The organism is Paenactinomyces guangxiensis (genome assembly GCF_016055185.1).
In the GTDB taxonomy this organism is placed as follows: domain Bacteria; phylum Bacillota; class Bacilli; order Thermoactinomycetales; family Thermoactinomycetaceae; genus Paenactinomyces; species Paenactinomyces guangxiensis.
Genome location: NZ_JAECVR010000001.1, coordinates 203267 through 217363 on the forward strand (window position 1 = coordinate 203267; position 14097 = coordinate 217363).

Consider the following 14097-nt stretch of genomic DNA (forward strand, 5'->3'; position numbering starts at 1 on the left):
ATCTCCCCATCCGGTTATTTTTAATCGCCTCGAAATGCTTTTTTCATTTTATCAAAGAAATTACTATTTTGTTCATTAATGTATTCTCCACAGAGACGATTAAAATCCCGTAATGCTTGTTTTTGTTCTTCTGTGAGCTTGGTTGGGGTGACAACGCGAACTTTGACGCGTAAATCTCCCTCTCCAAATCCACGCAAACGGGGAACCCCTTTTCCTTGCATTCGGAATTCTGTACCTGTCTGAGTACCGGCAGGAATTTTTAATCTTGCCCGCCCATTCAAGGTAGGAACGATTACCTCGTCCCCCAGGGCAGCCTGGGCAAAAGTGATCGGCAACTCACAGGTAAGGTCATCTCCATCCCGTTTGAAGAAATCATGTTGTTTCACCAGAAGGGTAATGTATAAATCCCCGGGAGGACCGCCGTTGATTCCCGGCTCTCCTTCTCCGCTGACTCGCAGCTGTGCCCCTTCATGGATTCCGGGAGGAATTTTTACATTGATCTTTTTCTTCCGCTTTATCTTACCAGAACCTCGACAATTGGAGCATTTCTCCCTGATCACTTTGCCTGTTCCCTGACAAGCATTACAAACCCGGCGATTAACAATTCTGCCAAACGGAGTATTTTGTACCACTTCCGCTTGCCCGCTACCTTGGCAGACAGAACAGGTTTCCGGATGTGTTCCCGGCTTTGCACCGCTGCCATGGCAGGTATCACAGGTTTCTGTACGCGGGATCACTACATCTACGTTTTTGCCAAAAACAGCATCTTTAAACTCAATTTGCAAACGGTATTCAAGATCTGCTCCCTGACGCGGAGAGTTTGGGTTGTTACGCCGCCCACCACCAAAGAACATATCGAAAATATCCCCAAAACCGAAGTCCTGGCCTCCAAAACCGGCTCCGGTTCCGCCAAAGCCGCCACTGGGGTCGGCATGTCCAAATTGATCATAGTGAGCTTTCTTCTGGGGGTCACCTAGCACCTCATAGGCTTCTTTTACTTCCTTAAACTTCTTTTCAGCGTCAGCCTCTTTGTTGACATCCGGATGATACTTGCGGGCAAGCTTCCGGTAAGCTTTGCGAATCTCATCATCTGAAGCGTTACGTCCAACGCCCAATACCTCATAATAGTCGCGTTTGCTCACATGATCACCTCCTCTATCCATCCCCTGTAAAATGTTTTGTCTAATGAGTGAAGATTCATTCCTTCATAAAAAAGAGAAAGTCAAGCCAAGGCAGAGCCTCGACATTGACTTCCAAGTCGAGGAGATCTCTTTCCCCTTCTCCTCATTATTTCTCTTCTTTTACTTCCTCATATTCTGCATCTACCACATTATCGTCCTTTTTGTCCTTGGCTTGGGACGTATCTGAATCTGCACCCTGTGTAGCCTGGGCTTCCTGTTGCATTTTTTCATACAGTTTTACAGACAGTTGTTGTACCACCTGTTCAAGCTCTTCGGTCGCTTTTTTGATCGCCTCATCATCGTTTGATTCCAGCGCTTTTTTCAGCTCATCCCGCGCATTGTGGGCTTTATCCACATCAGCGGCGTCTACTTTGTCACCCAGGTCTTTGATTGTTTTCTCAGTGGTGAAGATCAGCTGATCTGCCTTATTTCGAAGCTCCACTTGTTCTTTACGTTTTTTATCCTCGTCAGCGTGCAATTCAGCGTCGCGAACCATTCTTTCAATTTCTTCATCGCTCAAGCCACTGGAGGATTGGATCGTAATGGCCTGACTCTTGCCGGTTGCCTTATCTTTGGCAGATACGTTGACAATCCCGTTCGCATCGATTTTGAACGTCACTTCAATTTGCGGAAGACCGCGCGGTGCCGGTGGGATATCAGTCAACTGGAAGCGGCCCAGGGTTTTGTTGTCAGCAGCCATCTGGCGCTCACCCTGCAGGACATGAATGTCTACGGTTGTCTGGTTATCAGCTGCCGTGGAGAAGATTTGCGATTTATCAGTCGGGATTGCTGTGTTGCGCTCAATAATCTTGGTAAATACTCCACCGAGGGTTTCAATTCCCAGAGATAGCGGAGTTACATCAACCAGGACCACATCTTTGACATCCCCGGCGATAATGCCTCCTTGAATCGCTGCACCCATTGATACAACTTCATCCGGGTTAACGCCTTTGCTTGGTTCTTTGCCGATCAGCTTTTTAATCGCTTCCTGTACAGCCGGAATCCGCGTGGAACCGCCAACCAGTACGACTTTGTCGATATCGCTCGGGCTTAAATTTGCATCGCGAAGAGCCTGACGGGTGGGTCCCAAGGTGCGTTCAATCAGGTCACTGCTCAACTCTTCAAATTTTGCACGGGTTAAAGTTACCTCCAGATGCTTAGGACCGGTAGCATCTGCTGTTAAAAACGGCAGAGAGATCGTTGTGGTCAAAACACCGGACAGGTCTTTTTTCGCTTTTTCAGCTGCATCTTTAAGGCGTTGCATCGCCATGTTGTCATGGATGAGATCAATACCATTTTCCTTTTTAAATTCTTGAACCAGGTAATCGATAATCACCTGATCAAAGTCATCCCCGCCCAGTTTGTTGTCACCACTGGTGGCGATCACCTGGAAGAATCCTTCATCCATTTCCAGAATGGAAACGTCAAAGGTTCCTCCACCAAGGTCAAATACAAGGATTTTCTGTTCTTCATTTTTCTCTAAACCGTAAGCAAGAGCCGCCGCTGTCGGTTCATTAATAATCCGCAAAACTTCAAGACCAGCGATTTTACCTGCGTCTTTAGTTGCCTGACGCTGGCTGTCGTTGAAGTAAGCCGGTACAGTAATCACTGCCTGGGTTACTTTTTCTCCAAGATAGGCTTCTGCATCCGACTTCAGCTTTTGCAGAATCATGGCTGAGATTTCTTGTGGGGTGTATTCTTTGCCATCGATTTTCACTTTATGGTCGGTTCCCATATAGCGTTTGATTGAGATAATCGTTTTGTCAGGGTTGGTGATTGCCTGGCGTTTTGCTGCTTCACCTACAAGGCGTTCTCCTGTTTTTGAAAAGCCAACCACAGACGGGGTGGTACGTCCACCTTCTGCATTAGGGATAACAACAGCTTCATTTCCTTCCATATATGCTACACATGAATTAGTTGTTCCAAGGTCAATCCCAATCACTTTACTCATATCACATGCTACCTCCTACATCCAATCACGAAGTTAGTATATCAAATTAACTGCTTACTTTAACCATTGATGGGCGAATCACGCGATCCTGATAACGATAACCAGTCTGTAACTCTTCTACTACAATACCAGGTTCGTGTTGATCGCTTTCCACCTGCATGACTGCATTGTGCTGATGCGGATCAAAGGGTTTGCCTTCTGCTTCAATCATCGTCAGTCCTGCTTGAGACAACACATTGAGAAACTGGCGGTAAACCATCTCCACACCTTCCTGGAGACCCCGGAAATCATTGTTTTGATCAGCAGCCTCCAATGCGCGCTCAAAATTATCCAGGACTGGCAACAATGATTCCAGCAAAGGGACAACAGCAAACTTAAGAGCATCTTCTTTCTCTTTACGGGCCCGGCGGCGGACATTTTCCAAATCCGCATGAGCACGAAGAAGTTGTTGATGGTTTTCCTCAGCTTGCTTTTGTAATTGCTCTGCAAGCCCTTTATACTGATCCAGCTGCTTCTGTAGTTTATCCATTTCCGTCAGGTCATTTTCTCCGGAAGGGGCTTCATCTTCATGAAAAGCTTCCTCTTTCATATGTAAGGAATTGAGATCAAGCTCCTCCGGATTCCCTTTATTCATTTCGGGATACTCTTCTTGATCGGAATTTTTGCTCCGTAGATGCTGGAACTCTTGGTTTTCAGTATCCATATCGGATCCTCCTAAGTTTTAGAAGAAAAGCTCTTCTTTCATTTTAACAATGGTATGAATGCGTAAGATGGCTGTACTAACCTCTCCAGCTGCCTTTAACGCATGGTACTTGACAAGCAACGGATCGACGACACCCATTTCAATCATATCCGCTACGATCCCCCGATCGCAATCGATACCGAGAGAATCAGACTGACGCTTTAACTGAAGCGCTTTGACCTGCTCAATTTTTTCGAGCGGATTAAATCCGGCATTGGCTACCACCTGAGCCATCGGTCGACGCAAAGCCTCAGCAACGGCAGAAACCCCAAACCTCTCCATCCCCTGCACTGTATCACGGAAATGTTCAACATCACGGGCAAGGGAAAGTTCGATGGCTCCGCCTCCCGGGACGTATCCCCCACGAACAGCTGCTTGTACTGCGGAGGCTGCATCCTTGCTGATGCGCTCCCGTTCTTCCACCACTTCCTCAGTAGCTGCCCCTACCAAAATAGTAGCAAATGGTTTGCCTCGTCCTCCGCTGATGCGGATTTTTTCCAATACCTCATCATCTTCCACTTCTTCACAAAATCCGAGCATACTCTCCAATTCCTCTGGTGGTTTGCGCAGACCATTCCGCTTGATGGGCCTTGCCCCGGTATATTCCGCTACTCTGTTTAATTCATCACGCGCGACGCGTTGAATAACCATGATTCCTGCATCGGTAAGCACTTCTTCGGCATGGGGATCAACCCCTCGCCCAGTCACCACAAGTCCTACTTTAATATGAAGAAGATGTTCCAGGGCTACATAAAACTCTTCCTTCAGCCTTTCCTGTTTTGCAAACCCGGCATCAGTGCCGCGTGCCTCTTCCTCAACCATTTCTGGTTCTAAGGGATCAGCAAGAACGAGGACCCGCACATCTTCTTTAAAATGAGGCATCTGTGAATTCATGCGTGTCTTATTGACTAAAATTCCGGAAAACACATTGCTTTCGGCCCGGGGGTGTGCGATTACCGCACTGGAGAGCTTAAAATGTTTTTCCTCCAGCTTCTCCCGTCCCACCATATGAGCGGCTTCAATGACTGCCAGAGTGATATCTTCATTTTCACGGCTGGCAGTATATGCGATTCGCTGTAACCATTCATCATCCAGTTCCCAGATAGGTCGTGCTTTTTCCTTCATTTTATTTAAAGAGAAGCGAATTCCCCGTTGAATACCGGCAATCACTTTGACCACCGGAACTCCGCGGGCAACCTGTTTGGCCCCTTCATCCACCAGTGCGGCGGCCAGCAGGGTGGCGGTTGTTGTTCCGTCCCCCATTTCCTCTTGCTGGGCTTTTGCTACATTGACAATCATACGGGCAGCCGGATGTTTGACCTCCATACGCTCTAAAATGGTAACCCCATCGTTGGTAACAATGACTTCATTATTTTCATTCACCAACATTGTATCTAATCCTTTGGGACCAAGAGTAGATTCAACAGCTGAAGAAACCGCCTTAACCGCGTTGGCGTTGGTTTGAAGTGCGGACAGGCGAGCCTCCCCTTTGTCTGAGTTGAAATGATCTTTGTCAGGCACCCCGATTTCCCTTCCTTTCCTTACATAGGGATAGGGGTTCGTCTGAACCCCTAATACGCACAGAGCGTACGGCGATCAATCGCCCAGATTCTATTTATAGCAGAGAATTACTCTCCATCATAAAGGGTGCTCAAACGGACGGAAAAATCTTTAGCAAGAAAATCAATCAAACCAATGACCTTCCCGTAATCCATCCGAGTTGGGCCCAGGACTCCTATCGTGCCCACAGGCTCGCCGTTAATCATGTAGGAGGCTGAGATAATACTGCAATGGTTGATAGATTCAATATGATTTTCATATCCGATTTTAACTTGCACTCCTACAGGCTGTGGCTTCAATAATTGGACAATGGTATCACTTTCTTCTATCAAATCTAAAAGAGATTTCACTTTTTCCACATCTTGAAACTCAGGCTGGTTCAACATCCGGGTTGCTCCGCTGGTGTAAACGCGCTCTTCTTGTTCAGTCCGCAAAATTTGATCCAGCAAAACAGTTAAATTCTCAAAGTAGGCCACATGTTTGGTCAATTCATCGGATAGTTCACGCTCCACCACCTGTTTCAGACTGCCCAAAGGCAACCCGTTTAAGCGATGGTTCAAGAGGTTTACCAGCTTTTCGATCGTCCCGAGCGAAACTCCTTCCGGCACGGTTACACGCTGCTGATGGACGTGACCGGTATCTGTCACCAGAATGGAAACGGCGGTACGATCAAAAAGAGGCACAATTTGTAGATGCTTCAACTTGCTTTCGGAGAGTTGCGGTCCCAGGATAATCGTCATATAGTTTGTCAATTGTGATAGAATCGATGTCGTATGCTGAATGGCCTGCTCTACACGGTCGATCTTTGTGGCATAATGTTTGTGTAAAGCGATGATATCTTCTTTTTTCCATATACGCGGGGTTAGATGATCAACATAGAAACGATACCCCTTTTGCGAAGGTATCCGTCCGGCAGATGTATGCGGTTGCTCCAAAAAGCCCATCTCTTCTAAATCAGCCATTTCGTTGCGGATTGTCGCCGCACTAAACCCGACTCCTTCTTTTTTGGAAATGGTTCGAGAGCCCACAGGTTCGGCTGATAAGATGTAATCGTCAATAATCGCCCAGAGAATCAGTTTTTGCCGCTCAGTTAACATCTGCCTCCCCTCCTTGTTAGCACTCCTGAACCTTGAGTGCTAAAATACTATATTTAAATTACCAAACGCCCGAAATGATGTCAATGTTCCCCGTGATAAAACCTTCATCTTAAAGAAAGGAAGCAAATACTTCATTGCCAAAAATCAATCCTTTCTCCGTCAACGCAATCCGGTCCCCTTTTTTTTGAATCAGCCCCTGCTCAAGTAAACGGGAAAGTGCCGGTCCAAAGGTTTCTTCCACAGTTGTTCCGTACAGGGATTGAAAGCGGGTTCGGCTCACCCCATCCAAAAGCCGCAAGCCCAGGATCATAAAGTTTTCCATCTCTTCCGTCCTGTCAACCGTATACTGCTCTGCCACCGGACGCGTACCATTCTCCACTTTTTCAATATATGCACGAATCCCTTTGAGGTTGGCATGTCTGACCCGATTCATATAACCATGCGCTCCCGCCCCCAGTCCATAGTATTCCTCGTTCAGCCAATAGGTTGAATTATGGCGGCTTTCACGGCCCGGTTTGGCAAAGTTGCTCACTTCATATTGCCGGTAACCTTGTTTGTCCAGGTAAGAGCGGGTCAGTTGGTACATCTCCAATTCCTCGTCTTCAGATGGAAGCGGCAGTTCTTTTCTTTCATATAGACGATGAAAAAGGGTTCCTTCTTCTACTTTTAAGCTGTAGCAAGAAAAATGATCAGGACCCAGAGAGACCGCTTTTTCCAGTGCTTCCTCCATATCTTCCACCGTTTGCTCCGGGAGGCCGAACATCAGATCAAGCGAGAGATTATCAAAGCCTGCTTCACGAGCTTGATCAACACTCCGCTCAATGTCCTCCACCCCATGTATTCTTCCGATCTTTTGCAGCAAATCCGGTCGAAAAGTTTGTGCGCCAAAACTGATGCGATTGACTCCTCCTTCCCGCATCACTTGAAGCAATTCAGGTCCGGTCGTGCCCGGGTTGGCTTCTACCGTAAACTCCAGGTCCGCTGTCCAATCAGGAAAATAACGAGAGATTCTGTTCAAGAGCTTCCTCATCTGTTCCGGAGTGAGAACGGTGGGTGTTCCTCCTCCGATAAAAATGGCCTGGATTTCCCGGGGAGAAACTTCTTGAACCGTCATTGCCATCTCCCGCTCAAGAGCTTCCAGGTATTCGTCTACCGGCTGCCCATTGACCACATAGGCCGTAAAATCACAGTAATGACATTTGTTTGTACAAAAGGGGATATGAATGTATATCGCTTTTGGAGCCAAAGCTTTTTCCTCCTGTCCACAAAAAGCCGTAAGCGGTTCTGCTCCAACCACTTACGGCTTTGGTATATCTGTAAAAGTGTCAATGAATAATTTAGAGCGGAGAAATCATATTTGCGGCGAGTGACTTTAGCTGCCGCTACAGAGCAGAGTTCCACAGGGACAAGAAGTTCTAAGAGTTGGAGCTCCAAGAACTTCTATGCCGTCAACATGATTTCGGAGCGGCGCCAATCAGATAACTTTCATCCCGGAGTTGTGCCGGCAAGCCATGAGGGTTGCGCAAGTGTGGTTTACGGGGAAGGGCAAAAACCTGCCTCTCCCTAATGTTAAAGGGTCTTTCATCCCCAGCTATGGAAAAAAGCTTATTTGTTTTCATCCATCTGCAACACAGCCATAAAGGCTTCCTGGGGAACTTCCACATTTCCCACTGCTTTCATACGCTTTTTACCTTCTTTTTGTTTCTCCAACAGTTTCCGTTTGCGGCTGATGTCTCCGCCGTAACATTTGGCAAGAACGTTTTTGCGTATCGCACTGATCGTTTCGCGGGCGATCACTTTGTTTCCGATGGCCGCCTGGACAGGTACTTCAAACATTTGCCGTGGAATCAGCTTTTTCAATTTTTCTACCAGTAACCTCCCCCGGTGATAGGCACGATCCCGGTGTACGATGAAAGAGAGGGCATCCACCGCTTCCCCGTTTAAGAGAATGTCCATTTTAACCAGATTGGATGTTTTGTAACCGATCAGTTCATAATCGAAAGAGGCATACCCTTTGGTGCTGGACTTCAACTGGTCGAAAAAGTCGTATACGATCTCAGCCAGCGGCAGTTCATAGATGATATTTACACGATTGGTATCCAGATAAGTCATATCAATATATTGGCCGCGCTTGTTTTGGCAGAGCTCCATCACCGTGCCGACAAAATCGTTGGGCACCATAATACTCGCTTTTACATAAGGCTCTTCGACATGGTCAATTTTTTGTTGCGGCGGCATCAAGGTCGGGTTTTCAATCTCAAGTACGGTTCCGTCGGTCTGATAAACTTTATAAACAACACTTGGAGCGGTGGTGATCAGCGGAATGTCAAATTCCCGCTCGATCCGTTCCTGGATGATCTCCATATGAAGCAGTCCCAGGAATCCGCAACGGAAACCGAAACCAAGCGCGGATGATGTTTCCGGCTCGTAGGAAAGGGAAGCATCGTTTAGTTCCAGTTTCTCAAGTGCTTCCCGCAAATCATCATAATCGGCTGACTCAACGGGATACATCCCGCAAAAAACCATCGGATTGATCCGCCGGTATCCGGGAAGCGGCTCTGGCGCGGGATTGTTGGCATCGGTAATCGTATCCCCCACACGGGTATCTTTTACATTTTTAATGCCGGCAACGACAAATCCAACCTCACCTACAGACAATTCGTCCACAGGCACGGGGTGAGGGGCATATACACCCACTTCAGTTACTTCAAATGTTTTGCCTGTTGCCATCATCTTGATCTTCATGCCTTTTTTGATCGTTCCTTCAACCACCCGCATGTAAATGATCACGCCTTTATAGGAATCATAGAGTGAGTCGAAGATAAGGGCACGCAGCGGAGCATTAGAATCACCGACAGGAGCGGGAACTTTCTGCACAATCTGCTCCAGAATCTCTTCAATGCCAATGCCGGCTTTCGCCGATGCTAAAACGGCTTCGCTGGCATCGAGGCCGATCACATCCTCAATCTCTTGCTTCACGCGCTCCGGTTCAGCGCTTGGCAAGTCAATTTTATTGATGACAGGAATGATTTCCAGATCGTTTTCCAATGCTAAATAAACATTGGCAAGGGTTTGCGCCTCCACTCCCTGTGCGGCATCAACAACCAGCAATGCCCCTTCACATGCCTGTAAGCTGCGCGAAACCTCATACGAGAAGTCAACGTGTCCGGGGGTATCAATCAGGTTGAGGATATACTCCTTTCCGTCTTTCGCTTTATAGGGAAGCCGAACCGATTGGAGCTTGATCGTAATCCCCCGCTCCCGTTCCAAATCCATTTTATCTAAAAATTGATCCTGTTTTTCCCGTTCTGTCAAGGCACCGGTCACTTCCAAAATCCGGTCAGCCAGAGTTGATTTACCATGGTCGATATGCGCGATAATCGAAAAGTTACGGATCATTGCCTGACGCTCTTTTTTATCCATCCCCGTTATATTCCCTCCTGAAAAAACGGCCAAGACTGCATTCCTTAATTATAGCAGTCTGCAAGCGGCACTTCAATGTATATCCGGGATGCAGAAACCGCCTGCCTGATTCAAGCAGACGGCTTCCTTTTTATTTAAATTATTCCACCCAGCTAAACAGGAGTTCAACCACTTTGCGGGTAATTTCGCGCATGCCCGTTCCAACCTCGTTTCCAATCGCCGCTAACCGGTTGGACTTTGCCTCAGCTTTGCCGCTGACTTCTTCCACTTTTTCCTCTGCCTGTTTGACCGGATTCTTTGTCTCAACAACCTGCCCGAGAACAGCAATCTCAATTTTTCCATCTTGCGGAGTGATTTGGATTGCGCGCGGGCCCCCTTCTGTTCCCTGCATCTTATGCATATTTTTTTCGGCTGAATCGATTCCCAGAAAGATTCCCAGTATGAACATACAAGCAAGCCCGATGATTTGTATCGTTACGCGCATCCTTTTTCACCTCGCCGGATTTATACTCAGGGTTTTTGCGGTTGGCCCATAACCGGTGTCGCATCGAGAACTCTCTCTGTTAACACTTTTGCCAAAATATCTACCGAACGATACGCTTCTTCAAAATTATTTCCTACTCCGCCCACTTCAACCAGGGTACTGTTCGGGGAAAGGGACTGATTATACTCACCGTTATTGCCATTCGTGCGCTTTTTGATGACCACTGCTCTGGAAAGTCCGGGAAAAATTTGATTGACCCGATTATGCAGATATCTCGCCAGCTTCAGATTTTTTTCGTAATTTTTACTGGACCCCCCGACGACAAAAGCAAGCCTCGCATACGTTTTCCCATCTTTGCCTTTGATGGTTGTTTTATTCCGCGGAAGAGAGTCCCGATGGATATCTATGAGATATTGAAGATCGTCATTTTGTTTCATCACACTCTGCACCATTTTACGTGACTTTGCATAGGAACTGTTCCAGGTGTACTTCCGCTGGACAGTCATTGCCCCTACACCCATTTTTTCAAGTTGTTTGGCCATATATTTGCTGATCTGAGTCACATTTTTATCTACATCACTGGCTTTGCCGGGATTGGTTTCTCCCAGCTCCGGTAAATAGGACTCCCAGAAGTGAGTATTATAGATCAACACATGCTTTGTATTTGCCCCCTGCCTGAGCTCTGCATCAGGTAAACTCTCCTCATCATTTGAACTCTCAGACCCCTGCATTCCTTTTAAAATTTCCTTTTCCAATTCCGGGGGAGGCGGGGACTCAATGGGGATCGAAGTGTAATCCACATCGGAACTGGCCACGTCAATTTCAGTATCAAACAGGGCGAACAGAGGAAGTTCTCTCCCCAAAAAAGTACGCGGGTCCCGAAAGTCGATACTTGTCGCCATCTCAAAAATGAGCCGGGATACCATTTTTTCAATTCCGTAGGCTTGTACATGCTCCTGCAGATAAGGAACCTCTCCTCCAATCAACATGACTAATGTTTTGTCTGAAAGATGAGAGGTTACTTTGCTTAAATCAGAAGTTTGCATACTATTTTTGGCCTGAAACATAGCAAAAGCACCAGCAATCGAAAAGATGAGTGCAGTCCCCAGAATCAGCAGAACAAACACCCGTCTCTGCCCCGGTCTGGATAAGTTTACTGTGGTAAAGCCCCGGTATTGGTTCCTCATCCTGTTCACCTTCTATCAGCTTGTCTCACCATAAACTATGAGAGAGTTGAAAGAAGTAGAACCCGAAACAAAGAAATAAAGGATATACCGGAGCATATCCTTTATGCAAAACTATCACCTGTCGCTGGAGACAGAGCCGCTGCCACGGAAAGCAGTTGGATGAACCGCATTACATCTTACAACTTGCAGTAATCATTAATGAATATGAGACGAGACATTGTCCATTGTTACCGATTCATGCAGGGCACAGTTGATCCCGTTGGCAACCAGCTTGGCAATATTGGCGATAAAAGAATCAACTTCCTTAGGTGTAACAATCAGGTTTTGTCCAAGAGGGGCCAGCACTTCGTGGATCAACTGGCGTTTCTCATCCGGGTTGAGACTGCCAAACATCCCCATCATCTGATTACCTGTTTCTGCCGGGACATTTTGTTGCTGCAGTTCACGAACACTCGGCCGGTTGTGGGGGTCAAGCGGATTGCTGCGAACCCCCTGCATCTCGCGGCTCAAGTGTGAAAGCACAAAATCAATCGTATCATGGGCAATTGTCACCGCATCTACAACAGTAGGGACCCCTACCATCTATATTTTGCGGTATAGAGGATTCGTGATCTTTTGCGGCATTTTCAAGGCTGGCAACGATCTCTTTCGCACAGCTTACAGCCTCAAAGAACTTCACTACATCAAAGTTAATCGCTACCTCAATTGTCTCTGCATATACCTTCACCTGATCAATAATACTTGCTAGCATCTGCCTTTTTTCTTCATGGGTCGCTTTGTTAAATAATTCCCCCCAGTCGGCCAGCAGGTCTTGCAGTTTAAGCAAATCGATTTCAGAGAGTCCATTCGCATCCTTTAATGCTTTCATCTCCTCAACCAACCGCTCAGCATTTTTCACCTCTTTCACCGCTCTTTCATACAGCTCTTTTAACTGAGCTTCAGAAAAAGGAGACTCCTCACCCATCAGAATCTTTAACAAGTGATTGTTAGCATTTTCTTTCGCTCTCTGCCACTGCTCCAGATCCTGTTTCGCTTGATTCAATTTCTCTTCAATTTCCTTAGAGGCATTCATGGTTTGCTTTTGAATCTCAACTAACATATTGGAGCTGATCAACTCTTTTAGGTAGTCCTTTACTTTATCAACAACCAAAGACTCAATTTTTTCGGCCCGATGGGTTCCTCTTTTGGCTCCACAGGCTTTCACTCCTGCTTTGAGTCTTTTTAAACATCGGTATATGCCATATAGTTCTCCTCTTTTTGTCCGCTTGGAATCCAACCAATCCCGTTGACTCCCATAGGTCATATTACTACCGCACTCACAGGTTAAGATTCCCACTAACAGACCTTTCCCTGTACCTTTTCGACTTGGGACTTTTCTTCCCCAATTGGAAACCATATTCGACCGGCTTTTCTTTATTTTTTGTGCCTTTTCCCAAACCTCAGCAGGAACGATTTCATATTCCGGCCAATACCTGTCAGAGACAAGCTCCTCTCCTTCTTTGGTATAAGCCTGATAAGAACCAAATTCGCCTTCTACCGTCTTCGTCTTACCATAGGATAAGTAACCCTTATAAATGGTATTTCTTAAAATCCTTCGCACGCTCTCGGTCTTCCACTCTCTGCCTGTCTTGGTTTTCAGCCCTCTCTCATTTAAGATGCCTGCAATTTTCAGCATCCCAAAACCCTCAGAGGTATATAGCCTGTATATCTCTTTCACCACCTCCGCCTCTTTCGGTTCAATCTGTAACATATTGGATAACTCCGGATGATTTCGGTACCCATAAGGAGGATTCCCACCTGTCCAATATCCTTCCTTATGGATGAGTTTCATCATGTCGGACACCCTGACTTTGGTATCCAAGGATGACTTTTTCGCTGACCAGAACTCAATAAAGTTGAGGATTTCATCTGCATCCCCATTGTTGGTAAATTCTCTATCCTTATCGACGACCCAGATTCTACAATACCTCAAGAACTTAATTGCATGGTTTAAGCTTTCCGTCGATCTTCTGCCGATCCTGTCTAATTTATAAACCACTAGGATATCAAACAGACCCTTTTTCGCATCTTCAAAAGCCCGGTTCAGCCCTGTCCTCTTACTACTATGCGTATGGAAACCGGATACCCCTGCCTCTACATATTCCAACCCTGTAAACAACCAATCCGGCTTACTTTCTATATATTCTGTACACTTTCTCTTTTGCAGGGGTAAATCATTTTCATCATCTGAAACCGTTCTTGCAGATGCTTTCCCTGATCTTGAAATCAATTTCTTTTTTCCCTGCGTCGTTTGCTTATTGGTACTCGCCCTCATAAATATCGCCACTCTCAACTTTTCCGCCATTCCAGTTACACACCTCGATCATCAACCGTTACTTTATTACAGGTATTATACATCTTTAGAAATAAGGAAGCCAAACCATGATCTGAGCTAAAGAAAAAAAAGAAAGGCCTATTCAGCTCTCCTAATCA

The 14097-nt window shown here is 46.4% G+C and carries 12 protein-coding genes; 1 reads left to right on the forward strand and 11 read right to left on the reverse strand.

Translation table 11 applies throughout. From position 1 onward, the window contains the following. Window positions 1–20: 20 nt before the first annotated feature. The 6 genes from dnaJ to hemW form a co-directional block, all read right to left on the reverse strand. A complete protein-coding gene (dnaJ, locus tag I8U27_RS01075) occupies window positions 21–1142 on the reverse strand; it encodes a molecular chaperone DnaJ (RefSeq protein ID WP_181750337.1) in 1122 nt (373 codons plus the stop codon). Window positions 1143–1287: 145 nt separating this feature from the next. Further along, complete coding sequence (gene dnaK, locus I8U27_RS01080; protein WP_181750336.1) at window positions 1288–3132, reverse strand: molecular chaperone DnaK; 1845 nt, start codon at window positions 3130–3132, stop codon at window positions 1288–1290. A gap of 46 nt (window positions 3133–3178) precedes the next feature. Next, window positions 3179–3835, reverse strand: a complete 657-nt coding sequence (gene grpE, locus I8U27_RS01085) for a nucleotide exchange factor GrpE (protein ID WP_232345168.1) — start codon at window positions 3833–3835, stop codon at window positions 3179–3181. Window positions 3836–3853: 18 nt separating this feature from the next. Further along, window positions 3854–5395 (reverse strand): TCP-1/cpn60 chaperonin family protein, encoded by a 1542-nt coding sequence (locus I8U27_RS01090; protein WP_181750335.1) that lies wholly within the window; start codon window positions 5393–5395, stop codon window positions 3854–3856. Window positions 5396–5502: 107 nt separating this feature from the next. Continuing rightward, the gene (gene hrcA / locus I8U27_RS01095; RefSeq protein WP_181750334.1) at window positions 5503–6531 is read right to left on the reverse strand and encodes a heat-inducible transcriptional repressor HrcA; all 1029 of its coding nucleotides are present in this window, start codon (window positions 6529–6531) and stop codon (window positions 5503–5505) included. A gap of 109 nt (window positions 6532–6640) precedes the next feature. After that, window positions 6641–7777, reverse strand: coding sequence for a radical SAM family heme chaperone HemW (hemW, locus tag I8U27_RS01100; RefSeq protein WP_181750333.1), 1137 nt, complete (start codon window positions 7775–7777; stop codon window positions 6641–6643). 111 nt (window positions 7778–7888) lie between these two features. On the opposite strand from hemW, the gene I8U27_RS01105 reads away from it, so the two are divergent. Continuing rightward, a complete protein-coding gene (locus tag I8U27_RS01105; RefSeq protein ID WP_181750332.1) occupies window positions 7889–8098 on the forward strand; it encodes a hypothetical protein in 210 nt (69 codons plus the stop codon). A 38-nt stretch (window positions 8099–8136) separates the two neighbouring features. On the opposite strand, the gene lepA is transcribed toward I8U27_RS01105, so the two are convergent. The 5 genes from lepA to I8U27_RS01130 all read right to left on the reverse strand — a co-directional run bounded on the left by lepA (window position 8137) and on the right by I8U27_RS01130 (window position 13969). After that, window positions 8137–9954, reverse strand: a complete 1818-nt coding sequence (lepA, locus tag I8U27_RS01110; RefSeq protein ID WP_181750331.1) for a translation elongation factor 4 — start codon at window positions 9952–9954, stop codon at window positions 8137–8139. 139 nt (window positions 9955–10093) lie between these two features. Then, window positions 10094–10438: a DUF3679 domain-containing protein gene (locus I8U27_RS01115; RefSeq protein WP_181750330.1), complete on the reverse strand. Its 345-nt coding sequence runs from the start codon at window positions 10436–10438 to the stop codon at window positions 10094–10096. Window positions 10439–10464: 26 nt separating this feature from the next. Beyond that, complete coding sequence (spoIIP, locus tag I8U27_RS01120; protein ID WP_181750329.1) at window positions 10465–11625, reverse strand: stage II sporulation protein P; 1161 nt, start codon at window positions 11623–11625, stop codon at window positions 10465–10467. Window positions 11626–11820: 195 nt separating this feature from the next. Then, the gene (locus I8U27_RS01125; RefSeq protein WP_309506078.1) at window positions 11821–12177 is read right to left on the reverse strand and encodes a GPR endopeptidase; all 357 of its coding nucleotides are present in this window, start codon (window positions 12175–12177) and stop codon (window positions 11821–11823) included. Continuing rightward, entirely contained in the window at window positions 12161–13969 is a 1809-nt protein-coding gene (locus tag I8U27_RS01130; RefSeq protein WP_181750327.1) for a recombinase family protein, read from the reverse strand. The genes I8U27_RS01125 and I8U27_RS01130 overlap by 17 nt, the downstream gene beginning before the upstream one ends. Window positions 13970–14097: the final 128 nt, after the last annotated feature.

Excerpts from the sequence above, each read along its gene's own strand:
- dnaK (WP_181750336.1), bottom strand. The coding sequence starts at position 3,132 with ATGAGTAAAGTGATTGGGATTGACCTTGGAACAACTAATTCATGTGTA.
- grpE (WP_232345168.1), bottom strand. The coding sequence starts at position 3,835 with ATGGATACTGAAAACCAAGAGTTCCAGCATCTACGGAGCAAAAATTCC.
- hrcA (WP_181750334.1), bottom strand. The coding sequence starts at position 6,531 with ATGTTAACTGAGCGGCAAAAACTGATTCTCTGGGCGATTATTGACGAT.
- lepA (WP_181750331.1), bottom strand. The coding sequence starts at position 9,954 with ATGGATAAAAAAGAGCGTCAGGCAATGATCCGTAACTTTTCGATTATC.
- I8U27_RS01115 (WP_181750330.1), bottom strand. The coding sequence starts at position 10,438 with ATGCGCGTAACGATACAAATCATCGGGCTTGCTTGTATGTTCATACTG.
- spoIIP (WP_181750329.1), bottom strand. The coding sequence starts at position 11,625 with ATGAGGAACCAATACCGGGGCTTTACCACAGTAAACTTATCCAGACCG.
- I8U27_RS01130 (WP_181750327.1), bottom strand. The coding sequence starts at position 13,969 with ATGGCGGAAAAGTTGAGAGTGGCGATATTTATGAGGGCGAGTACCAAT.